This is a genomic window from Chryseobacterium scophthalmum, from assembly GCF_900143185.1.
In the GTDB taxonomy this organism is placed as follows: domain Bacteria; phylum Bacteroidota; class Bacteroidia; order Flavobacteriales; family Weeksellaceae; genus Chryseobacterium; species Chryseobacterium scophthalmum.
Genome location: NZ_FSRQ01000001.1, coordinates 542,585 through 566,223, shown reverse-complemented (window position 1 = coordinate 566,223; position 23,639 = coordinate 542,585). Strand labels below are relative to the sequence as shown.

At 33.1% G+C, this 23,639-nt stretch carries 20 protein-coding genes; 14 read left to right on the top strand and 6 right to left on the bottom strand.

The genetic code is table 11. The annotated features are described in order from the left end of the window. Nucleotides 1-53 precede the first annotated feature (53 nt). From BUR17_RS02480 to BUR17_RS02465, 4 genes are all read left to right on the top strand, one after another. Nucleotides 54-1,238: a sigma-54-dependent transcriptional regulator gene (locus BUR17_RS02480; RefSeq protein ID WP_074228483.1), complete on the top strand. Its 1,185-nt coding sequence runs from the start codon at nt 54-56 to the stop codon at nt 1,236-1,238. 69 nt (nt 1,239-1,307) lie between these two features. Beyond that, nucleotides 1,308-2,672: an MATE family efflux transporter gene (locus BUR17_RS02475; RefSeq protein WP_074228481.1), complete on the top strand. Its 1,365-nt coding sequence runs from the start codon at nt 1,308-1,310 to the stop codon at nt 2,670-2,672. 55 nt (nt 2,673-2,727) lie between these two features. Beyond that, complete coding sequence (locus BUR17_RS02470; RefSeq protein WP_074228479.1) at nt 2,728-3,240, top strand: GNAT family N-acetyltransferase; 513 nt, start codon at nt 2,728-2,730, stop codon at nt 3,238-3,240. A gap of 2 nt (nt 3,241-3,242) precedes the next feature. After that, nucleotides 3,243-3,761, top strand: coding sequence for a GNAT family N-acetyltransferase (locus tag BUR17_RS02465; protein ID WP_074228477.1), 519 nt, complete (start codon nt 3,243-3,245; stop codon nt 3,759-3,761). 151 nt (nt 3,762-3,912) lie between these two features. On the opposite strand, the gene BUR17_RS02460 is transcribed toward BUR17_RS02465, so the two are convergent. After that, nucleotides 3,913-4,938, bottom strand: coding sequence for a rod shape-determining protein (locus BUR17_RS02460; protein ID WP_074228475.1), 1,026 nt, complete (start codon nt 4,936-4,938; stop codon nt 3,913-3,915). Nucleotides 4,939-5,248: 310 nt separating this feature from the next. On the opposite strand from BUR17_RS02460, the gene BUR17_RS02455 reads away from it, so the two are divergent. The 4 genes from BUR17_RS02455 to BUR17_RS02440 are packed head-to-tail and all read left to right on the top strand — an operon-like array spanning nt 5,249 to nt 7,010. After that, a complete protein-coding gene (locus BUR17_RS02455; RefSeq protein ID WP_074228473.1) occupies nt 5,249-5,572 on the top strand; it encodes an ArsR/SmtB family transcription factor in 324 nt (107 codons plus the stop codon). A gap of 1 nt (nt 5,573) precedes the next feature. Beyond that, nucleotides 5,574-6,032, top strand: a complete 459-nt coding sequence (locus tag BUR17_RS02450; protein WP_074228471.1) for an SRPBCC domain-containing protein — start codon at nt 5,574-5,576, stop codon at nt 6,030-6,032. Nucleotides 6,033-6,043: 11 nt separating this feature from the next. Continuing rightward, on the top strand, nt 6,044-6,427 hold the full coding sequence (locus tag BUR17_RS02445) for a DoxX family protein (RefSeq protein ID WP_074228469.1): 384 nt from the start codon (nt 6,044-6,046) through the stop codon (nt 6,425-6,427). 1 nt (nt 6,428) lies between these two features. After that, nucleotides 6,429-7,010: a YdeI/OmpD-associated family protein gene (locus BUR17_RS02440; protein WP_074228468.1), complete on the top strand. Its 582-nt coding sequence runs from the start codon at nt 6,429-6,431 to the stop codon at nt 7,008-7,010. 173 nt (nt 7,011-7,183) lie between these two features. On the opposite strand, the gene BUR17_RS02435 is transcribed toward BUR17_RS02440, so the two are convergent. Beyond that, nucleotides 7,184-10,051 (bottom strand): AsmA-like C-terminal region-containing protein, encoded by a 2,868-nt coding sequence (locus BUR17_RS02435; RefSeq protein WP_228418585.1) that lies wholly within the window; start codon nt 10,049-10,051, stop codon nt 7,184-7,186. A 321-nt stretch (nt 10,052-10,372) separates the two neighbouring features. Between BUR17_RS02435 and BUR17_RS02430 the strand changes: the two genes are divergently transcribed. Beyond that, on the top strand, nt 10,373-12,589 hold the full coding sequence (locus BUR17_RS02430) for an outer membrane beta-barrel family protein (RefSeq protein WP_159437581.1): 2,217 nt from the start codon (nt 10,373-10,375) through the stop codon (nt 12,587-12,589). Nucleotides 12,590-12,696: 107 nt separating this feature from the next. Here the strand turns inward: BUR17_RS02430 and BUR17_RS02425 are convergent, their stop codons facing one another. The 4 genes from BUR17_RS02425 to BUR17_RS02410 form a co-directional block, all read right to left on the bottom strand. After that, nucleotides 12,697-13,755, bottom strand: coding sequence for an alpha/beta hydrolase (locus tag BUR17_RS02425; RefSeq protein ID WP_074230195.1), 1,059 nt, complete (start codon nt 13,753-13,755; stop codon nt 12,697-12,699). A gap of 1 nt (nt 13,756) precedes the next feature. Then, nucleotides 13,757-14,173: a (R)-mandelonitrile lyase gene (locus BUR17_RS02420; protein WP_074230196.1), complete on the bottom strand. Its 417-nt coding sequence runs from the start codon at nt 14,171-14,173 to the stop codon at nt 13,757-13,759. 79 nt (nt 14,174-14,252) lie between these two features. Further along, nucleotides 14,253-14,858 (bottom strand): sugar O-acetyltransferase, encoded by a 606-nt coding sequence (locus BUR17_RS02415; protein ID WP_074228462.1) that lies wholly within the window; start codon nt 14,856-14,858, stop codon nt 14,253-14,255. Between the two features lie 85 nt (nt 14,859-14,943). After that, nucleotides 14,944-15,822, bottom strand: coding sequence for a helix-turn-helix domain-containing protein (locus tag BUR17_RS02410; protein ID WP_074228460.1), 879 nt, complete (start codon nt 15,820-15,822; stop codon nt 14,944-14,946). 150 nt (nt 15,823-15,972) lie between these two features. On the opposite strand from BUR17_RS02410, the gene BUR17_RS02405 reads away from it, so the two are divergent. The 5 genes from BUR17_RS02405 to BUR17_RS02385 all read left to right on the top strand — a co-directional run bounded on the left by BUR17_RS02405 (nt 15,973) and on the right by BUR17_RS02385 (nt 23,433). After that, complete coding sequence (locus BUR17_RS02405) at nt 15,973-16,935, top strand: bifunctional helix-turn-helix transcriptional regulator/GNAT family N-acetyltransferase (protein WP_074228459.1); 963 nt, start codon at nt 15,973-15,975, stop codon at nt 16,933-16,935. A 62-nt stretch (nt 16,936-16,997) separates the two neighbouring features. Then, entirely contained in the window at nt 16,998-17,639 is a 642-nt protein-coding gene (locus tag BUR17_RS02400; protein ID WP_074228457.1) for a DUF4272 domain-containing protein, read from the top strand. Between the two features lie 179 nt (nt 17,640-17,818). Further along, nucleotides 17,819-20,155, top strand: coding sequence for a TonB-dependent receptor (locus BUR17_RS02395; protein ID WP_228418583.1), 2,337 nt, complete (start codon nt 17,819-17,821; stop codon nt 20,153-20,155). A gap of 88 nt (nt 20,156-20,243) precedes the next feature. Then, on the top strand, nt 20,244-21,053 hold the full coding sequence (locus BUR17_RS02390; protein WP_074228455.1) for a DUF4249 domain-containing protein: 810 nt from the start codon (nt 20,244-20,246) through the stop codon (nt 21,051-21,053). A 205-nt stretch (nt 21,054-21,258) separates the two neighbouring features. Beyond that, entirely contained in the window at nt 21,259-23,433 is a 2,175-nt protein-coding gene (locus BUR17_RS02385) for an outer membrane beta-barrel protein (protein WP_074228453.1), read from the top strand. Nucleotides 23,434-23,639 lie beyond the last annotated feature (206 nt).

The window sequence follows — 23,639 nt, the reverse complement described above, 5'->3', positions numbered from 1 at the left end:
TTTAGGAATGATATTTGCTAATACTCAAGCAAAAAATACCTAAATTTGCAACTATGCAAAAAATCCTTATTGTAGAAGACGAAAAAGCAATTTCCGGAGTACTTCACAGTATCCTTTCGGACGAACTAACTGACTATGAATTTGTCATTGCCGACGATGGCTTAGAAGGCTATAAACAAATAGAGAAAGAAGATTTCGCATTGGTGATCTCAGACATCAAAATGCCAAAACTTTCCGGAACTGAGCTTTTAAAGCAAAGTTTAGCTCTTAAACCCGAGACTACTTTTATTATGATTTCCGGGCATGCCGACATTGATTCTGCGGTTTCTTGCTTAAAGGACGGTGCATACGATTTTATTTCTAAACCAATTGATATCAACCGATTGATTACAAGTGTGAAAAATGCTTTGGTGAAAGAAACATTAAAAAAAGAAAATAAAAATCTTCAGACCGAAAATAAAACCCTGAAAAAGAAAGTCAACAAGAAATACCAAATGATTGGTGAATCTGCGGCTTTGAAAAAAATTCAGGAAATGATCGAGAAAGTAGCTGTTTCTGATGCAAGAGTTTTGATTACCGGACCCAATGGAGCTGGAAAAGAATTGGTAGCTCATGCTATTCACAATTTAAGTGAAAGATCGAGAGGACCAATGGTGGAAGTAAACTGTGCGGCAATACCTTCTGAATTGATAGAATCTGAACTTTTTGGTCACGTAAAAGGATCATTTACAGGAGCTATCAAAGATAAGCAGGGAAAATTTGAACAAGCGAACGGCGGAACCATTTTCTTAGATGAGATTGGAGACATGAGCTTAATTGCACAGGCAAAAGTTTTGAGAGCATTGCAGGAAAGTAAAGTTTCTCCGGTAGGAAGCGACAAAGAAATCAAAGTTGATGTAAGAGTTTTGGCTGCAACCAATAAAAATATGCAGACAGAGATTGAAGCTGGAAGATTCAGAGAAGATTTGTATCACAGACTTTCTGTAATTGAAATCTATGTACCTCCTTTGGATGACAGAAAAGAAGATATCAGTCTTTTGGTAAGCCATTTTTCGGGAATGATTGCTGATGAGCACGGTACTGCTTTGAAAAAATTTGATGAGTCTGCAATTGACGCATTAAAAGCCCTTTCCTGGACAGGAAATATCAGAGAACTGAGAAATGTTGTGGAAAGATTAATTATTCTTGGAGGAGCTACGGTTTCTGAAGAGGACGTTGCAAGTTTTGTTAGAAAATAATTTAATTATTAATTAAAATACATTATAAAAATTTGCAGTACCTATACTGCAAATTTTTTTTGAACTATTATGAGCTTTTTAAATAAAAATTACACGAAAGAGGCCTTAACGCTGGCTCTTCCGGTAATGCTTACGCAAGTGGGACAGGTATCTGTCAACCTTTTTGATAATATCATTGTAGGAAAACTCTTGGGAGCAGATGCTTTGGCGTCGGTTTCTTTGGGAAATGCCGTGTTTTTCTCGATGTTTGTTTTGGCATTGGGTTTCTCTTTTGCCATTCCGCCATTGGTTTCTGAGGCACATTCCAGAAACGATCACAAAACGATTAACTCTGTTTTCAGTCACGGTTTTATCATCAATATGTCGGTCGGAATTATTCTAATGCTGATTTTATTTTTAGGATTACCGCTACTCTATCACTCAGGTCAGCCGGCAAAAATTATTCCTGATACGGTAGATTTCTTATGGATTATGGCAATCAGCATTGTTCCGTTTATGGCATTTCAGACTTTAAGAGAAGTTTCTGAAGGTTTATCTTACACAATTGGTGTAACGAAAGCAACGATTATTGCTAACGTAATCAACATCGTTTTAAACTATGTTTTCATTAAAGGTATTTGGATTTTCCCAGAAATGGGCGTAAAAGGTTCTGCTTTAGCAAGTTTAATTGCCAGAATTTTTATGGTGGTCTTTCTTTATTTTGTTTTAATGAAAGAGCCAAAAACCAAACAGTACATCAAAGATTTTTCATTAAAAATGCAGGTTTTTTCTAAGAAAATGTTCGAAAAAATGGTAAGATTAGGCTTCCCTACTGCATTGCAAATGTTTTTTGAAGTAACGGCTTTTGCAGGAGCAGCGTTTATCTGTGGACTGATTTCATCGCACGATATTGCTTCACACCAGATTGCTTTGAGTATGGCGTCATTTACCTTTAATTTATGTATTGGTTTTAGTGTGGCTTCAACGGTTATGATTGGTAGAAAATTGGGTGAACAAAATTTTGTGGAATTAAGAAAAATAGGAATTAACAATTTAAAAATAGCATTTCTTTTTATGTGTTTTTGTGGAGTTATATTTATTTTAGGACGAAATATTTTACCTACATTTTTCACAAAACTCGAAGAAGTAGAAGTAATTATGTTGGCTTCAAAACTAATGATTATTGCAGCATTATTCCAGCTTTCTGATGGAATTCAGGTAACAGCTTTAGGAATGTTGAGAGGTTTACAGGATGTAAAAATCCCGTCAATTATTACGTTTATTGCGTATTGGTTAATTACAATTCCTCTAGGATATTTCCTTTGTGTAACCTTGGAAATGGGTGCTTTCGGAATGTGGATCGCACTTGGCTTAGGATTAACGATTTCAGCTTTTATGCTCGTGAAACGTTTTCTTAATATGTCTGCCCGAAGAATTAAGGCAAACAAAATATAATATTGAAAGCGGTCTTTAGATCGCTTTTTTTATCTTTAAAATTCAAATATTTACCATGAAAACAATATTAGAAACCGACCGTCTTTTGCTTAGAGAATTTGAAGTTAGTGATGCAGAAAGTTTTTATGAATTAAATTTAAATCCAAACGTTATAAAATATACCGGAAATTCTGCTTTTAAAGATATTGAAGGGGCTAAAGTTTTTCTGGAAAACTATTCAGATTACCAAAGAAATGGTTTTGGAAGATGGGCAGTGATTAATAAATCTACTCAACAATTTATCGGTTGGTGCGGATTAAAATATGATGAAAATCTAAATGAAACCGATATTGGTTTTCGTTTTTTTGAACATTTCTGGAATCAGGGATTTGCTACCGAAAGTTCAAAAGCCTGCATCGATTATGGTTTTGAGATATTAAATTTAAAAACAATTGTAGGAAGAGCAATGAAAGAAAATACAGCATCTGTTAAAGTTTTAGAAAAAATCGGGCTTCGATATGAAAAAGGCTTCGATTTTGATGGGCAAGAAGGTGTGATTTATACAATTAAAAATAAAATGATAAGATAAATATGGAAAATATAGTCATTGAAAAAATTAAGATCGACGATATTGAAAAGCTTCAGCGCGTCGCGAAAAAGACTTTTTTCGAAACCTTTTCGCCCTATAACAGTGCAGAAAACATGGAAAAATATCTTAACGAGAAATTTTCTGAAGAAAAATTGCTGTCAGAACTTAAAAATAAAGATTCTGAATTTTTCTTTACTATCTATCTTGGTGATGTTGTCGGCTATTTGAAAGTCAACTCAGGAGATGCACAAACTGAATTACAGGATAAAAATGCTCTTGAAATTGAAAGAATTTATGTTTTAAAAGACTATCACGGTCAGAAAGTTGGGCAGATTTTATACGACAAAGCATTAGAAATTGCACAAAAAAAAAATCTACAATACGTTTGGTTAGGCGTTTGGGAAGAAAACCAAAGAGCCGTTCAGTTCTATAAAAAGAATGGTTTTGTAGAATTTGATAAGCATATTTTTAAGTTTGGTGATGAAGAACAGACTGATTTGATGATGAGAAAAGAGTTGTAAATAGTATTCATAAAAAAGTTTCAAAACAAAAAAAGTCGATAGATTTTAGATAATCTATCGACTTTTCTCTTTTCAGAATTACTTCTCAAAGTTTTACTTTTTCTTTACTATAAAACCTTGAGAAATAATTCTTTAAAATAAATTTACCACTCTATTTCATAAGAAACCTGAATCGATCAATATTTTTAAGGGCAATACCAGTTCCGCGAACTACAGCTCGCAGAGGATCTTCGGCTACAAAGATAGGCAACCCTGTTTTTCTGTGAATTCTGTCCGCTAATCCGTTAAGCAAAGCACCGCCTCCTGCAAGGAAAATCCCTGTTTTATAAATATCGGTTGCCAATTCTGGTGGTGTGATAGAAAGTGTTTCCAAAATAGCATCTTCTATTCTCATGATCGATTTATCCAAAGCTTTAAAAATCTCCTTATAATTCACCATAATTTCTTTTGGCTTTCCGGTTAAAAGATCTTTACCTTGTACCGAAATTTCATCTAAAGGAAATTCTAATTCTTCCAAAGCAGAACCAATTTCAATCTTTATTTTTTCAGCCGTTCTTTCACCAATATCCAAATTATGCTGTGATCTGATAAAATAAGCAATATCATTCGTGAAAACGTCACCTGCTAATTTCAGTGATCTGTCGCAGACAATTCCTCCCAGTGCAATTACAGCAATTTCTGTAGTTCCACCCCCGATATCAACAATCATATTCCCTTCCGGACTTTCAACATCAATACCTGCTCCAATAGCTGCAGCCATTGGTTCGTAGATCATGATAACTTCTTTGGCATTTACTTTTTGCGCAGAATCTCTAACCGCTCTTTTTTCAACCTCAGTAATTCCTGAAGGAATACAGATTACGATTCTGAGTGCAGGTTGTATGAATTTACCCTTGATTTCCGGAATTTTTTTCACAAATTCTTTAATCATATGTTCAGATGCATGAAAATCTGCGATAACCCCGTCTTTCAGCGGTCTGATTACTTTAATATCTTCATGTGTTTTACCCTGCATTAATTTTGCTTCCTGGCCTACAGCAATTGCTTTTCCGGTCAAACGGTCAATGGCAACAATAGAAGGTTGGTCAATGACAATTTTATTATTGTATATAATTAGGGTATTAGCCGTTCCTAGATCAATTGCAATCTCCGCTGTAAACATATCAAATAGCCCCATCTTTCATTTAAATTTATAGATGATAAATGTACGGCTATTCCTGATATATTCCCGCTAAAATAAATGGTTTAAGAAGTTAAACAAACGTTAAAATAAAGTTATGAATGCTAAGTTTTTGAATGTCATTAATGTAGCAACTACCTTAGTTTCTTTATTAAAATTCACATATACTCTATTATCCATTATAGCTTCAAATATTTAGTTTTTAAAACTTTATAATATTAGAAAAGAAAATTAAATTTAAAATTTTTCAGAAAAAACTTGTGTAGTTATTTGACTACACTTAAATTTGTAGTCAAATAACTTCATAATGAATTTAAGACGCGATGTTTTTCAGGCCATTGCCGATCCTACAAGAAGATCAATTTTGGCGTTGGTTGCAGCACAATCGATGACAGCCGGAGCAATTGCTTCAAATTTTGATACCGCAAGACCAACCGTTTCAAAGCATATTCAAATCTTAACAGAATGCGAGCTCTTAACTTCCGAACAAAACGGAAGAGAAATAATTTATCACCTAAATCCACAGAAAATGAAAGAAATAGCCGAATTTATCGAACCTTTCCGAAAAATGTGGGATGATCGTTTCAATACTTTGGAATCTATTATGAAAAACCACAAAAACAAAAATTAATATGGAACTTAAAACAAAAATTAAAGCAGAAGAAAACACGCAGGAACTTTTCATTACAAGAGAATTTGACCTGCCTTTGGAACTGCTTTTTAAAGCGTATGAAGATGCCGAAATTGTAGAACAATGGATGAATACAAAAGTAATAAAGCTTGAAAATCATAAATACGGAAGCTGGAGATTTGAAACTTCTCATGACGGACAAGTTGTCTTTTCGGCAAACGGAGTCATTCTGGAATTTATTCCGAACGAAAAGATTACCCGAACTTTCGAAATGGAAAACAGTCCTTTTCCGGTACAGCTAGAGTTTCTCACTTTCGAAGAAATTGGAAATGAAAAAAGCAAACTGACAATTCAGCAGATATTCAAATCGGTAGAATACAGAAATCAGCTTTTAAAAATGCCTTTCGCAAAAGGTTTGAGCATGGCGCACGACAAGCTTCAAAATATTTTCACCAATTAAAATAACCTAAAATGGAAAAAAGAAACAAAATCATTTATTGGATTCTCACAATTTTTCTTTCCATCGGAATGTTGGCAGGAGGAATACAACAAGCGCTTCAGATAGGCGGTTACAACGAAATCATTACCAAATTACATTATCCTTTATATGTATTATCAATCTTGGGAGTCTGGAAAATTTTGGGTGTAATCGCAATTCTCATTCCTAAATTTCCTTTGCTGAAAGAATGGGCTTATGCAGGGTTTTTCTTTGCAATGTCGGGTGCAGCAATCTCTCATTTTGCAGTAGGACAATCTTTTACAGAAGCATTTCCCGCTTTGATCTTATTGATTGTAACGATTTTATCGTGGTATTTCAGACCTTCAGACAGAAATATAATTTCTAAAAACATTTAAAATGAATCTACAAGCCGAACAATTTTTTGAAAAAGCCAAAAAATGGAAAGAAGAATTCTATTTGTTGCGGGAAATCATTTCTGAGATTGATTCTCTGGAAGAAGATTATAAATGGATGCATCCTTGCTACACATTAGAGGGAAAAAACGTGGTGCTCATTCATGGTTTTAAAGAATATTTTGCCTTACTTTTTCATAAAGGAGCATTAATGAAAGACCCTGATCATATTTTAATTCAGCAGACTGAAAATGTACAATCGGCAAGACAAATCAGATTTAAAAATATTGAGGAAGTAGAAAAACAGCGAGCAATTATCAAAAAATACATTCAGGAAGCTGTAAAAATAGAACAGTCAGGACAAAAAGTAGAATTGAAAAAGGCATCGGAATATCCTGTTCCTGAAGAATTCCAAAGAGCTTTGGATGAAGACAAAACTTTAAATGAATCATTTTATGCTTTAAGTCCGGGAAGACAAAAAGGATATTTATTCTATTTTAATCAGGCGAAACAATCAAAAACCCGCGAAACACGAATTGAAAAATATTATCAAAATATTCTCGACGGAAAAGGAATTGACGACTGATTTGACTACGCAACTGTCATTCTGAATGCAGCGAAGTGGAATGAAGAATCTCACGAATAAAGAGATTTCTCCTTCGTCGGAAGGACATTTAAAAATCATCTTTAAAAACTAAAAGAAAAAGAGGAATTTCTAAAATAGGAATCCCTCTTTTCTTTTGAAATAAACGATTATTTTTATTTTTCTTTTAAATCTTTGCTTACTTGTTTTTCAGCATTTTTAGCTTTCTGCTCCTGAGCTTCTTTTTCTTTTCGTTGCTGTCTTTTTGTTTTTTTCTCGGCACGTCTTTCTTCACGAATTACTTTGTTTGATTTTTCATTATACAAAGCATCAACAATTCCCTGCCCTTTTTTACTGAATATTTTTACCTGAGGTTTTTCGTGAGTTCCGGTAACAACAATTGGGAAACCAATCAATCCTCCCGGAAGAATTCCGACACGAACTCTCAAATCAAGCAAGCCATTAAAGCTGGTTGTTCCACTGATGGTAGGTCTTAAAATCGAAACTTTAAAAGTAAATTTATCAACGTGAATCAGATTATTTTTGATGTGCGTTTCAATATTCACTCCTTTCATATCGGGATTATTGAAAGCTTTTGCTCCAATATTATCTCCAACTGCAGAAAGCATTTTAAGATTTTTCACTTCTACGTCACGAAGATTCACCACTCCTCCGCCTTCTAAGGACGGATAAATCGGGGTCATATTTTTATCAAAATCTCCTTTTAATTTATAATCCAAAGAAACAATTCCTTTCACATTTTTAGCTGCGGTTGCCATTTCACGAACCATATCAATTTCATTATACGCTCTTTGAACATCAAAATCTAAAACATTCAAAGCAATATCATAATTCGCTGTCAATGGAGACTCATCCTGATAACGCGCATCTATTTTCATTCTGCTTCCTACAACATCAAATGAAGTATTTTTAAGAAAAACTTCACCTTTATTGACAGAAGCCAAGCCGAAAAGATTATTAAGATTCAAACCTTTAAACTCAACATTTTTCGCATCTGCTTCCAACGAAACATCCAGGTTTTTTGGGATAATCACGACGCCACTGCTCTTTGGGTTTTCAACTTTTGCATAATCAACTTCAATTGATTTTTTTGAATTATCACCGTCTTTCAATGCCATAAATTCATCAATGAGAATGTATCTCGATTTTAACTTAAATTTCCCGTGAAGCGTGCCTTTTCTTTCAATAAAATAATTGATTGTGTTTAAAAGATAGCCGTTTAAAGCAAAATCAGATTTTCCGTAGTTTGCAAAAAACTTTCTGAACCACATTTTTTCATTCTCAAACTCGAAGTTTCCTTCTTTAATGTAAAATGATTTCGGAAGATATTCTGTCGTGGCTTTTATATTCTTTAAAATTAAATTCCCACGATTGTCTAATCTGCTGTACTGACCGGTTGTTGCATAACTTTGTCGGCCGTTCAGAGACAAATCTGCCATAATTAATCCGCTTACATCTAAACCTTTTTTAGCAAAAACTTTATAAATTCGTCCTACATTCAAAGTTCCTTTTGCACGAACTTTATACAGAACATCTTCAAAATTCTGAAGATCGGCATTTACGAAAACAGGATTTCCTTCAAAATCAAATTTAAAAGGATCGAGCTTCACCCCTAAACTTTTAAAAGTACCGTCTGTATTGATAATATTTGCAACAATATTGATATTCTGAATCGGATTTGGATAATATTTTGTTTTCAGCCATCCATTTTTAAGATTGAGATAACCATTCGTTTTCGGGAATAATTTTTTATCTAAACTAAAAACTCCATTGGCTTTAATATTCGTATCCATCAAACCTCTCGCATCAATATCTTTTAAACCTAAAGCCTGACTTAAAGTCTGTAAATTCACCGCACCTTTTACATCTGCATTAATCTGCATTTCGTCTAAACCTTTTGTTTTTACAACGGCTTTGAAATTATTGTTCGGACCGAGATCGAAGTTTAGATTTTTCAGGTCAAGTCCCAATTTTTCAGTATTTAAATCGGGTAAATCTACATTAAGATCCATATTAAAATTGTTCATCGGAACCGGAGCTTTTCCATTGGAAACAAAACCATCTTTTAGCATTAATCGTGCTTTTAATCTTGGTTTTTGATTTTGCGGCTCGCTAAATCTGCCTTTCAGACTGAAAAACAAATCACTTTTCCCTTCAATTTTGGTGTCTTTTGCCCAATCTAAATATTGTGGTGGAAGTACAGAAATCATATCCCGAATCGTGGTTTTCTCAGATGCCGCATTGATGTCGAGATTGTAACCATCCTTTAGAATACTTACAAAACCTGTAAATTTTAATGGAAGATCATTAATTCTCAATTCATTTTTTCTCAACACAAAAGTCAACGCATTGGTATTGATTCTGGTAATTAAATCTGCGTGTAAAGTTTTTTGTTTGGCGTAATAAATTCTGTTTAAACTGAAATCTAATTTATCAATATCCAAATCGGTTTCAAGGTCAAAAATATCTTCACTTAACCCTCCTTTTCCAGTGTAATTTAGTCCTTTAGCATCAACCAAAACTCTTGCAGCGTGATCGTTATATTTGATATTCCAGTTTCTTAGTTTAATTAAATCAAGCTTTATTGAAGCTCCTGTACTTGTTGTATCTTTTGGTTTTTCTGAAGGTTTTGAAACATATACATTATAGTTTGCTTCACCTTTTGTGTTAACGAAAACATTCGCATAAGCGTCTGTAACATAGATTTCATCAATTTTCACTTCACCATCAAAAATTAAATTTTTAAGATTAATCCCGACTGCCACTTCTTTTGCTGCAAGCAAAGTGTCATTCTGAAAAGGTTTTGAACCTTTCAATAAAAAATCATCAACTGAAACCGTCAATGAAGGAAAATGCCTAAAAAAAGTAAGATGCGTTTTTTTATAGTCAAGTTTACCTGCAAGATGCTTATTAGCAAACAATTTTACCTGCTCAGAAACTTTTCCCGGGAATAAAATCGGAATGATGAACATCAAAAAAAGAATGGAAGCAATGGAAATTCCTATCCATTTCAGAATTTTCAAAATTATATTTTTAAACCTTTGCATGGCTGAATTATTTTGTGATTATACGTACGAATTTTGCACTAATATTTGATTATTATCTAAAATCGAGCCATTGAAAACCTTTTCTAGTATGTAAAACGTTTTATATTTCTAAAAATATTCGTCATTTATATTTACTGATGTAATACTTTAATCATTATGATTGTTAATAAGAATATAACCCACACTCGAATGACTAAATACCAAACCTTCTTATTATTCATTTTCAATTTTTTATTTTTTTCTGCGCAGCAAAAATTTAATATTAACGGAACTGTTTCAAATAGTAATAACACTAATTTGAGTACACCAATTGAGATCTATTTATATGACAACGAAAATCAACTCATTAAAACGATTATAACAAAAGAGTCTAAGTTTGAATTTAATGATCTGAGATCAAATACCTATTATCTTCAAATCTCTTCCGGCGAAACGGAACAAAAAGAAAAACCATTCTTACTGAATCGCGATGAAAATTTTAATATAATTTATCACCCGAAAATAAAAGATATTGAAGCGATAACCATCACCCGTGAGAAGAAGAAATTCAGTGTAGAAAACGGAAATATCACATTAGATATTACAGATTCACCTTTAAATAAAGTGGCTACTTCTTCAGAATTATTAACTAAATTACCATTTGTAACACTCGATGCCAATGGCGAAGGTGTTTCTGTTGTCGGTAAAGGAAATCCTTTATTGTATGTTGATAATCAACGGGTAGATTTTTCTACTTTGTCCGGAATTTCCGTGGAAGATATAAAATCTGTTGAAATTATCAGAAATCCGTCTGTAAAGTATGAATCTGAAGGTAAAGCAGTGATTAAAATCAATTTAAAAAAGAGCAAAAAAGACGGCTCTAAACTATCATTATCTGAAACGGCAACCTTTCAAAAAAGATTCAGTAATTATTTTAATGCTAATTTTCAACAGAAAAAAAATAAAACAGAATGGAAAATCAATGCTGCATTCAATGCTGTTCAACATTGGGAAAGTAACGGTTATAACTATACTGTTCCAAGCAAAAATATTTCTTCAGATTATACCATCGTTTCTATTACCAATCGCCCACAAACTATTTTCGGAGCAAGTTTGTATCAGGAATTAAGTAATGACGGAGATTATCTTACTTTGTCTTTCAACGGTAATTTCCGCCCGGATAAAGGTGATAACAATACCCATACAAAATACACTGAAAATGGAGTTTCTTCAAATATACTCACCTTAAATCATCAGGATAATAAACGGGCATCGATTAACTCGGTTTTTAATTATAATAAAAAATTGGCAGATTGGGACGCCAATATTTTCACAGGATTTCAATATACAAGAGAAAGCCGCAACGTTGACTACGAGTTTCTAAATAATATTGATGATTCCGGGTATGAATTCAGTCAATTCCGAAGACAATTATATTCCGGTGATGTTTATTCTGGAAGAATTGATTTTGAAAAAAAACTCAATGAAAATTATAAATTAGAATTGGGTACAAGCTTTACAAAAGCAGAAACTACTACTGATAATGTTACTAATTATGCTTCCATAAAAGTTCCAGAATTTTTTAATTACCTCTTTAAAGAAAGCAATACAGGATCATATGTCAATGTAAATGCTGAAAAAAACAAATGGAATTTTAAGGCAGGAATTCGCATGGAAACCACTTCTGCCAAAGGTTTTGATAATATTTTGAAAGACACTACTCTTTCCCGAAATGCTGTAGACTGGTTTCCGAATGCAGAAATTTCTTTTCAACAAAATAAAGATTATGTTTATACTTTAAATTTCAGAAAAACAATCTCAAGACCTGGTTACGGCAATCTCTCTTCAGGAGGATTATACGGAAGTCCGTACATAGAATATGAAGGAAATTCGAATTTAATACCGACTTATACCAATACTCTATCTTTTACTACAAGTTTAAAAAAATGGTCGCTTAATGCATCAGTTTACACCAGTAAAAATCCGATGGGTTATACTTTGGTTTATGACGATGCAAAAAATATTTCAAAATTTACACTGATCAATTTTGAAAAAGAAATTGGCGCAAGTCTCGGTGTAGACGTTCCTTTTGAATGGAAAATTTGGTCTTCACAGAACAGTATGTCTGTCAATTATGGTAAGACAGAAGACAGTTTAGCCTTCGTTAAAAGATCGACTCCATATCTTTATATTTATACCAATAATACGTTGAAAATCGCTAAAAACTTTTCGTTGTTGATGGATGGATATTACATCACCAAACGTACAGAAGGTTTATATGATAATAATGCCGTTTGTGTTGTTAATTTCGGAATCACCAAGTCTCTGTCTGATTTTGATTTTACGTTTAGATATAATGACCTTTTTAAACAGATGAATTATATTCAAAGTATGACGTATGATAAAATTAGTTCTACAGGAAATTTCTATGGAAATACACCTACAGTTTCGGTTGCTGTAAAATATAATTTTGGCAAGCTTGAAAAATCGAGTTATAAAGAAAATAAAGTTAATGAAACTTCAAACAGATTATAATTAAAAACTTGTGATAACTTTGGAAAGTTATCACAGACTTTAAATAAAAAGGGTTATTTGCACATTAATTTACAAATAAACCTTTTTAAATATTTTCTAAAAAATGATTATTTCAGATTTGTTTTAAAGAAACTTTCCAGTTTATCAAAAGGAATAACATCTACTTTATCATACAAGTCAACATGTACCGCATTAGGAATAATCATTAGCTCTTTCGGCTCAGCTGCAGATTTATAAATATCTTCACTGAAATACCTTGAATGGGCATTTTCACCCGCAATCAAAAGCATAGGTCTTGGCGAAATTTCTTTCACATACATTAATATCGGCATATTCATAAACGACAGCGGATTGGTAATCAACCACGCTCCATTAGAATTAAGCGAATTGGCATGAAAACCACGAGGTGTTCTGTAATAATCAAAATATTCTTTTACAAATTGCGGCTCGTCACCTTTCAAAGTTTCGGGTAAATTTCTTGTACCTTTGGCTGGTTTTCCGTTTTCAGCATCTTTCCATCGTTGTTGGTTCAAATCTTCCAAAGTCTGATTGCGCTGTTTTGGTGTTACAGAATCATTATAACCTTTCGACATTACTCGTGTCATATCATACAAACTTGTTGTAGCAACAGCTTTCACTCGTTTATCTGCCGCTGTTGCATTAAGTGCAAAACCACCAAAACCACAAATACCGATAATTCCTACCCTATTTCTGTCTACATTCTTTTGAAGACCCAGAAAGTCAACCGCTGCACTAAAATCTTCTGTATTGATTTCAGGTGATGCTAAATTTCTTGGCTCACCACTACTTTCTCCTGTATAAGATGGGTCAAAAGCGATGACTGCAAAACCTCTTTCGGCCATTTCGTTGGCGTACAAACCTGATGATTGCTCTTTTACCGCACCAAATGGACCACTAATTGCCAATGCCGCTAATTTTTCATTTCCCACGTTTTTTGGAAGATATAGATCTCCGCTCAATGTAATTCCGTATCGGTTTTTGAAAGTTACTGAGGTTCTGATTACTTTATTACTGAGCTTGAAAGTATAATGTTCTGTTGTATTCATTTTCTTTGAGCTTTTATCTAATGACTTTTGTTTGGTTTGAGCCGAAAATTGGCTTAAAGACAATATTATTGTCGCAAAAATTAAGGTGAGTTTCTTCATTTTATTTTTCATGATTAGCTTCATTAAATTCTTCATCTGTCACAGGTTTTAACCACGTTACCTGTACATCTTCTTTAAAGTTGGTGATAGCAATATGCGTCATTGCCGTCTTAGCAGATGCACCGTGCCAATGCTCAACATTTTCAGGAATATTTATAATGTCCCCTTTTTTGATGATTTGTGGCTGTTTCCCTTTTTCCTGATAAAAGCCGGAACCTTCCGTTACAATCAAAACCTGACCTTTCGGATGCGTATGCCAATTGGTTCTTGCTCTAATTTCAAACGTTACTGCGCCTGCAGAAAATTCATTATTTTTATCTTTACTTACCAAAGGTGATAAAAATGCATTTCCGGTAAACCATTCTTTGGGTAATTGGTCGCCTTTCGGAAAGAGTGCTGCGGTATTTTCTTGATCCATTTTTTCTTGATTTTTGTTATTACACGAGACTATTGTTATCACTATGAATGCAGATAGCAATAATATTTTATGATTAAATTTAAATAATTTCATTCTCAATTTTTTTGATGATTTTTGCAGGAATTCCACCAGCAACCACATTGTCTGGAACATCTTTGGAAACCACGGCTCCGGCCGCAATTACAGCATTCTCACCAATTGTAACTCCTGGTAAAACAGTGACATTTGCGCCGATCCACACATTTTTTTTAATATGAATAGGTTTGCCAATTAGTCCGTTTCTTAATTTCGGATCTAATGGATGGTTTTCAGTAATAAGACTCACTTTCGGACCTATCAATACATCATCTTCAATCGTTATTCCGCCTAATGCAAGAAAAGTACAGTCGAAATTGATGAATACATTTTTACCAATATTGATATTCTTACCGTAATTGATATAGAGTGGCATAAATACTGCGACATTTTGAACTTCCTGATTTAAAATTTCACTCAACAGTTTTGTAATCTCATCAGAATTTGATGAGTTATTCATTTCTATAAGTAATTTTTTGACTGCAAAAGATTCATCTCTTAATCGGGGCATTTCCGGATCATTGGGTAAGATCGTTTCTCCCCTCAATAATCTTTCAAAAATATCTAGTCGGGGCAGAATGGAAGTGGAAGTATTTTGTGAATTAGGCATCTTAAATTGTTTTGATAATAGAATACAAAGGTATTACGGCTTAGAAATAAGCCGTTAAAGATTATCAAACCAAAAAATAAGAATTTCAAACCTCAGTTAATCGAAAAGACTTGGGATTAGTTCCTGTTTGTTTTTTAAAAAAGTTGTTGAAGTAAGTTGGATATTCAAATCCGAGAGAGTAAGCAATTTCTGAAACACTCCAATCTGTGTGTTGCAAAAGTGCTTTGGCTTCTGTGATGATGCGCTCTGTAATATGATTTGTTGTTGATTTTCCGGTTATCTCTTTTACAGCACGATTTAGATAATTTATATGTACATTCAAATGCTGAGCATAATCTTGCGCTGTTTTTAGCTGAAGAGGATTTGCTGTTGTTTCAATTGGAAATTGTCTTTCCAGTAACTCCAGAAAAACTGAAGATAATCTTGAAGACGCATTTTTATTTTGTTCGTAATTTTCAGAGGGTTCCATCTTGAGAGATTCATGAATAATAAGACTGATATAATTTCTAATTAATTCATCTTTATACACATAATCACTTTCTTGTTCGGTAATCATTTTATGAAAAATAGTATTGAGAAAATCTCTTTGCTCAGATGTAATTTTTAAAACCGGGGTTCCGCCAATTTTAAAAAAAGAAGACTGCTGTAAGCTCTCCGAACGCTCTGAATTCTTAAAAAATTCAGCAGAGAAAAGAATTGTATATCCCACATATGTTGTAGAAATAGTTTCCCAAGAATAAGGGATATGCGGATTACCAAAAAATAGAATTGTACCTTCCTGCTCAAAGGTTTTATCAGAATAATGAATCTTGCTTTTTCCGGTGGTAAGACATATTTTATAGAACTCTTTTCGGCTGTAGGTACGTGTGTCATTGCTGTCATTTTCAATTTGAAATGCCTTAAATCCCTGAAGCTTCAGTTCACTATTAAATTCTGAAATTACTCTGATAATCTTCTCTTTCATTTGATAAAGTTAAGAAATTCAAACTTTAAAATACCATTTCATGTTCTTAAGTTTACTATCTACTCAGGAATATTTATTTTATAATGAAACATAAATTTTGCCATTTAAAATCATTTATATAATTTTGCATAATCAGTTATGTAATTAATTATGGAAATATTTAACCGTACAGGAAAAATGGCTTTAGGAAGCAGATTAAGATTGCTGACAAGCAAAGTTACTGAAGATGCAGCTCAAATTTATGAACTGTATAATATTGAAGGCTTTTCTCCAAAATGGTTCCCCGTTTTCTTTGTTCTCTCTGAAACAGAAGAAATAACCATTACCGAAATTGCTAAAGAAATCGGGCATTCGCAACCTTCTGTTACAAAGATCATCAAAGAGATGGCCAAGGCAGGCTTGGTTAATGACAAACTTAACTCCAATGACAAACGAAGAAACGTTGTTGGTCTTACAACTGAAGGAATTTCATTAGCCAAGAAAATGATTGAAGAACAATGCGCCGATATTGATGTGGCGATTGATGAGATCATCAGTGAAGCGACTAACAATCTTTGGGAAGCATTGGCAGAATGGGAGTTTTTACTGGAACAAAAATCTTTATTAAAAAGAGTGAAAGATCAAAAAAAGCTGCGTGAAAGTAAAGATGTTAAAATTGTAGAATACGAACCCAAATATCAATCAGCTTTCAAAGCTTTGAATGAAGAATGGATTTCTACTTTTTTTGAAATGGAAGAGGCCGATTATAAAGCATTAGACAATCCCAAAGAATATATTCTGGATAAAGGCGGAAAAATATTTGTCGCTCTTTATAAGAACGAACCTTTAGGAGTTTGCGCTTTAATAAAAATGAATGACCAAAATTATGATTTTGAAATGGCAAAAATGGCTGTTTCACCAAAAGCTCAGGGTAAAAATCTGGGTTGGCTTTTGGGACAGGCGATTATAGATTCTGCGAAACAATTGGAAGCATCAAAAATATATTTAGAAAGCAATACTATTCTGAAACCAGCCATTAATTTATATCATAAAATGGGTTTTGAAAAGATTGTGGGTCATCAAACGCCTTACAAACGCTGCAATATTCAAATGGAATTAAATTTAAAAAAATAATCAAAATCTAATTTTAGAGATTTTATTATCTTTAAATAATTTCAACTATCAAATTCTAAATAATGACTGAAGAACAAAAGATTAAAGTAAGAGAATTTAATAATCAAATCATAGCCGATAAAAATTACAGATTTAATTCGTGGCTTCCGGTTTTGGAAGATCCTAATATGAGAAGTTTAGACGAAATAAAAGGTAGAATGTCTGTAATGAATGCTTTGATTAATATTTCATTTGAAGCACCCATAACTTTCATCAGAAAATGGATTGAAAAGCATGATCTGACTTCACATCTTTCTAATTGGGAAAACGAGATTCTGCTTAAAGATAATGATGAATTAAGTGATTACGAAATCAATTCTCTACGTTGGTATCTTGAAGGACTTTGGGCATTAATGTGGGCAACAAAAACAGTTCCAAATCTTGATGAAACCGAGTGGTGTGGCGAAAATATGGCAACTTTTTTACCTGATCTTGAAGAAAATGAAACTAATGAAAAAATCAGCCAGTTAAAAGAACTGAGAACTGATGATGAAGTTTACAATATGCTTGATCTATATTACCGTTTTCATTGGTATTGTGTTGATGAGAGAATTAAAGGTGTAGAAGCTAAAATAAACGAAGGCATTGTCTACGAAAGAAGAAAGGCTTTGGAATGGCTCATCAACAAAGATTCTGATTGGGATGATATAGAAATGGGAACTTAAGGAATTTTTAATATTAGCCGGACAATAAAATAATCGTAACCCCGTTGTTTAGGCAAATGTAAGCTTATATTTCTCAAATCGATGAGTAAATAACAGGTGTTTAAATTTTAAACACTTGATTTTTTTTAATGATCAGAAACTTTAAGCTTATACTTCTATAAAAAAATAAACTAAAAAAATTGATACAGAAAACATCATTAAGAGCGGCAACAACAATTGCTGCGGTCTGCTTTAGTTCGGTCGTTTTTGCCCAGCAAAAGTACTCGGTAAGCGGTACCGTCAAGGATCATAAAAATGGAGAATTACTTCTCGGGGTTATCGTAAAAGTTGCAGAAGACCCTACCATATCAGTTGTAGCCAACGAATACGGATTTTACTCTCTTTCACTTCCTAAAGGTTCTTATACATTGGTGGTTTCCAATCTTGGGTTTAAAGATTTTCAACAGGTTATTAATGTTGAAGACGATATTAAACTTAATCTTCAGCTGAATCAGGACAATGATGAAAGAACAGCCAAAATTGACGAGGTTATAATTTCCGGTGTTAAAAAAGACAAAAATCTTTCATCAGCACAAATGGGAACCGAAACTTTAAGCATTAAACAAATTGATAAACTTCCTGTTTTGTTTGGTGAAAAAGATGTGATGAAAACCATTCAGCTTTTGCCCGGAATTAAAAGCAACGGTGAAGGAAGCAGCGGATTCTCTGTGAGAGGTGGCGCAACAGATCAAAATTTGATCTTATTGGATGAAGCAGCAGTTTACAATGCTTCGCATTTGCTTGGGTTTTTCAGTACATTTAATAGTGATGCATTGAAAGATGTAAGCATCATCAAAGGAAATAGTCCGGCTCAATATGGAGGCAGACTTTCGTCTGTTTTGGATGTAAAAATGAAAGACGGAAACAACAAAGATTACAACGTCAACGGAGGAATTGGTTTAATAAGCAGCCGTTTGAGTGTAGAAGGACCTATTCAAAAGGAAAAATCTTCATTCATTGTTTCGGGAAGACGAACGTATGCAGATGTTTTTCTGAAAGCAACAGACGATTTTAAAGACAGTAAACTGTATTTTTATGATTTAAATCTAAAAGCCAATTATCAAATCAATGATAATAACCGTTTATATCTATCTGGATATTTTGGAAGAGATGTTTTAGGTTTGGGCGATACTTTTTCGACAGATTGGGGAAATACAACCGCTACTCTACGCTGGAACAGTATTATCAACAGTAAATTATTTTCCAATACTTCATTTATTTACAGCAACTACAATTATAATGTAAGCTTAAGCAGCAACAACAATACTTTCGGATTGGATTCTGAAATTGAAGACTGGAATTTGAAGCAGGATTTTTCTTGGTTTGCAGGAAATAAGCATTCTGTTAAATTTGGTTTACAATCTATTTATCATACAATTACTCCAAGTAGCGCTTCGGGAACAAGTGTAAGCAGTTTTCCGAGAAATCCGAGATATTCTTGGGAAAATGCAGTCTACATCAATGATGATTTTAAAGCGACAGAAAAGCTGACGATTAATTACGGAGCAAGATTGGCAATGTTCTCTGTTTTAGGAGGTGATACTTTTAACACTTATGAAAATGGAGTATTAACAGATTCTGAATATTTAGAAAAAGGAAAATTCGGGAAAACGTATGTCAATATTGAGCCGAGAATTACAGCAAATTACAGAATTAATGAAGTAAGCAGTATCAAAGGAGGTTATTCCAGAAACACTCAAAATTTACATTTATTAAGCAACAGCGGAAGCGGAAACCCAACCGATCAGTGGATTGGAAGCAGCTATACCGTAAAACCTGAAATTGCAGACCAAATCAGTGCAGGTTACAGTCGAAACTTCAACAATAATAATTATGAATTGAATGCTGAGATTTATTACAAATCAATGCAAAATCAAATTGATTATAAAAACGGAGCGCAAATTTCTTTCGATACTGCAGCAGATGTTGAAAGTGAATTGCTATTCGGAAAAGGTAGAGCTTACGGTTTAGAATTAATTGCCAAAAAGAAAAGCGGAAAACTGACCGGATGGATTTCTTATACTTTATCTAAAACTGAAAGAAAAATCAACGGAATCAACGATAACGAATGGTATGATGCAAGACAAGACAAAACACATGATCTTTCTATTGTAGCAACATATCAGCTCAATCCGAAATGGTCTTTCTCAGGATTATTCCTTTACAGCACAGGAAATGCAGTGACTTTCCCAACCGGAAAATACGAACTGAACGGACAAACTGTTTTCCAGTACAGCAGCAGAAATGCAGACAGAATGCCCGCTTATCACAGAATGGATCTGAGTGCAACGTATGAACCAGGATCCAACAAACGTTTTAAAGGTTCTTGGTCCTTCGGAATTTACAATGTCTACGGAAGACAAAATGCTTACACCATTACGTTTGAAGACAATCCTGACAAACCAGGGACAACAAGAGCCATGCAGACATCATTATTCCGTTGGGTCCCGAACATTACTTATAATTTCAAATTTTAATTTATAGTAATTTAACAATATATTTTAGATTTAAAATTTTAGTGTTCAACTAATCTCTAAGATCTAATTTCTAACTTCTCTTTAATTTATGAAAAATATATTTTTAATCATATTATCCTTCTTTTTGGTAACCTCTTGTGAAAAAGAAATTGATCTCGATCTGGAGGACCAAAGCGGAACTATCGTAATAGAAGGAAACATAACCGACCAGGATGGCCCATATTATGTGAAAATTACAAAATCTGTGGCTTTTACTCAAGAAAATGAATATCCACCAGTAGAAGCTTCATTTGTGAATATAAGTGATGATTTTGGACAATCTGAGGTTTTACAATATGTGGGTAATGGATTTTACAAAACTAATTTTATTGAAGGAATCCCAGGCCATACTTACACTTTACAAATAATAGCAGAAGGAAAAGAATATTTTGCAAAAAGTAAAATGCCTGAAGCTGTTGATTTTGAAGGTTTGGAACAGGATTCTTTTATGGTAGGTGGTGAAACCAGCTATACACTTTTACCTATATTCACAGATCCCCAAGCTTTAGGGAACCGCTATTTATTCAGCTATACTGTAAATTATAAGCCAAAAAGATATTTTTCAGAGTTTTCTGATAATATTAATAATGGAATTCCTAATCAAAGACCTTTAATACTTCCAAACGATGAAGGCGATAAACCTGATGATGTAAAAGTGGTTGTAGGCGATACCATTCATGTAGAAATGCAGTGTATCGACAACAATGTTTACACTTTTTACTCAGCATTGCTTCAACTTTCCGGAGGCGGCGCAGGTGGAGGAATTACACCAAGTAATCCGCCAAGTAACATCAGCAATGGTGCTTTAGGCTATTTTTCAGCACATACCGTGAGGAAAAAAAGTATCGTGATCCAATAAAAATGAGATCTATTTTAAACTCAATTTATTGTAAAAAACATTAATTTTTATATAAAAAGCTATTTTGAATGATCAAAATAGCTTTTTTATTGAATTGATTTTTAAAGAGTTTACGTCAATAAATTAACGTTAACATAAATTAACACATTTTAAATGTAACGAATATTCCCCTATCGGTGTCTTATAATTAAATATATAACCTTTAATGAAAAAGATATTAGCACCAGTTGCTTTATTAATAGGAACACTCGCTTTTTCACAAGCTGCGAAAGATACCATAGAATCAAAAAAAGTAAATGAAATAGAAGAAGTCACTTTTGTTGCCAGAAAACCAACGGTAGAATCTAAGGTTGATCGTACAGTTTTTAACGTAGCAAACAGCTCTATTCTTGCAGGAAATACGACTTGGGATGTCTTACGAATGACGCCCTTGGTAAGCATTGATAACAATGATGCTTTAAAGGCAGAAGGTGAATCTGTAACTGTTTATATCAACGACAGAAAATCTGTTTTTACAGGAAAAGAACTAAAAGAATATTTACAGACAATGCCTGCAGATAATCTGATGAAAATAGAGGTTATCACAAGCCCGTCTTCAAGATATGAAGCATCGGGATCGGTCATCAATATTGTTCTGAAAAAACGTGATGATGAAGGACTGAAAGGAAGCGTAACATTTAACAACAGACAAAACACACAAAATTCTCAGTATACTAATCTTAATCTTAATTATCATAAGAAAAAATTTACACAAACACTCGTAGGAAGTTACAGCGACAATGTATGGGTGCAAAAAAACTCATTATTGAATACTTTGTACGAAAATAATGAGGTAACAAAAATTGATAATGATATTATTTACAAAGGTAAAAACCCTTCTATTTCTTCAACTTCTGAGTATGAAATTAATGATAAAAATAGTATAGGAGCCATTTTTGAATTTTATAAAGGAATAAGAAGCAACAGCTCTGAAACCAATGCAATTATTAACCAGAATGATAATTTTGAACGTTCGTATATTCAAAATCAAACTTCATCTTCTTCTAATCCGACTTTTGGAACGAATATTTTTTATAAATATTATGACAAAGAAAAAAACAGAATTCTAGACGTTAGTTTAGGAACAAACTATGATGCAGAATCTGATAATAGCTATTACCTTAAAAATACTTTAACCAAAACAGGTGCAACTTCTGTAGACGAAATCGGAGTATTAACTGATGTTGAAAACCGAAATTATTATTTAAAAATAGATTACACTCAATCTTTAGGGAAATCGGGAGGAACATTTGAAGTCGGTGGTAAGATGAATTTTAATAATAATGTTATTCCCAATTCATTGTATGGAATATTACCAAATGGACTGAGTAAGAACGACACATTCCGGTATGAAGACAATATCAATTCATTATACGCCAATTTCTCTAAAACTTTTTTCAAAAAATTAGAAACAAGAATTGGTATTCGTTATGAGTACATTGATTATAAAATCGGGCAGGATATTGCAGGAACTTCAAGAAAAGATTCCTATGGAAGTTTCTTACCCAATTTATTGCTTAAATATTCTTTCTCAGACAAATATGATTTAAGTTTAACCTATAACAGAAATCTTTGGCGACCTTGGTATTCTGAGTTTAATCCATTTTTATTGCCCCGAAACGATGGATTGTACACCCGAGGAAATATGGATTTGAATCCGAATCCTAGTGATCGAATTTATATGAAATTTGGCTTTCTCAAAAAGTACTTTCTTTCCGCAAGATATACCTTTACCGATCAGGACTATTGGACTGATTATGTCATAGAAAACGGAGCAAAACCGGAGGACAAAAAAACCATTTCGCAGGAAAGTAATTTTACCGGAAATGTTCACAAATATTTTTTATATGCCAATACCAATCAATCTTTCTTAAAAAATAAATTAAGTGTAAATATGAGTTTCGGTTGGAATTATATCGACAACAGCGATTTTAATGCAAAAAACGAATTAAAAGGAGATAGTTATTTAAGTTATTGGGCTGGTTCTACCAACTTAACGTACACCAATCTTTTTAATAAAAACATTAATTTGAGTGCATGGGTAGAAATTTCAAATCAGAATAATGGAAATTCTTATGCCAACAAAACAAATATTTTTCATAATATTTCGGCAACAAAAATTTTCCCAAAAACTCAGATGGAATTTAGCTTGCAGTTGATGAATATATTCGGAAGACCAAATTTCGATTCGACTTCATTTAGCCAAATCGGTACATTCAGAAATTCATCGAAATCTGATTGGTATGGGTTTTCATTAACATTTGTAAAAAGATTCGGAAACCAGAAAGTAAAAGAAAATACCAAAACCGATGTTGAGAAAAATAGCGGTGGTGGAAAATAAGAAGTAGTTTATTTTATCATTGGGAACGGATGGTGAGCAATTCACTGTCCGTTTTTTTATATTTAAATTATTTGCAGTTCTTTTTTTAACAAACAAACAATTTTAGCAGTAGACATAGGTGTTTCACGTACTGAAGTAAAGCAGATTTGTAAATAGATAACAGGCTGATTTGAAATAAAAACTGTTAATTATTTATAAAAACTCTG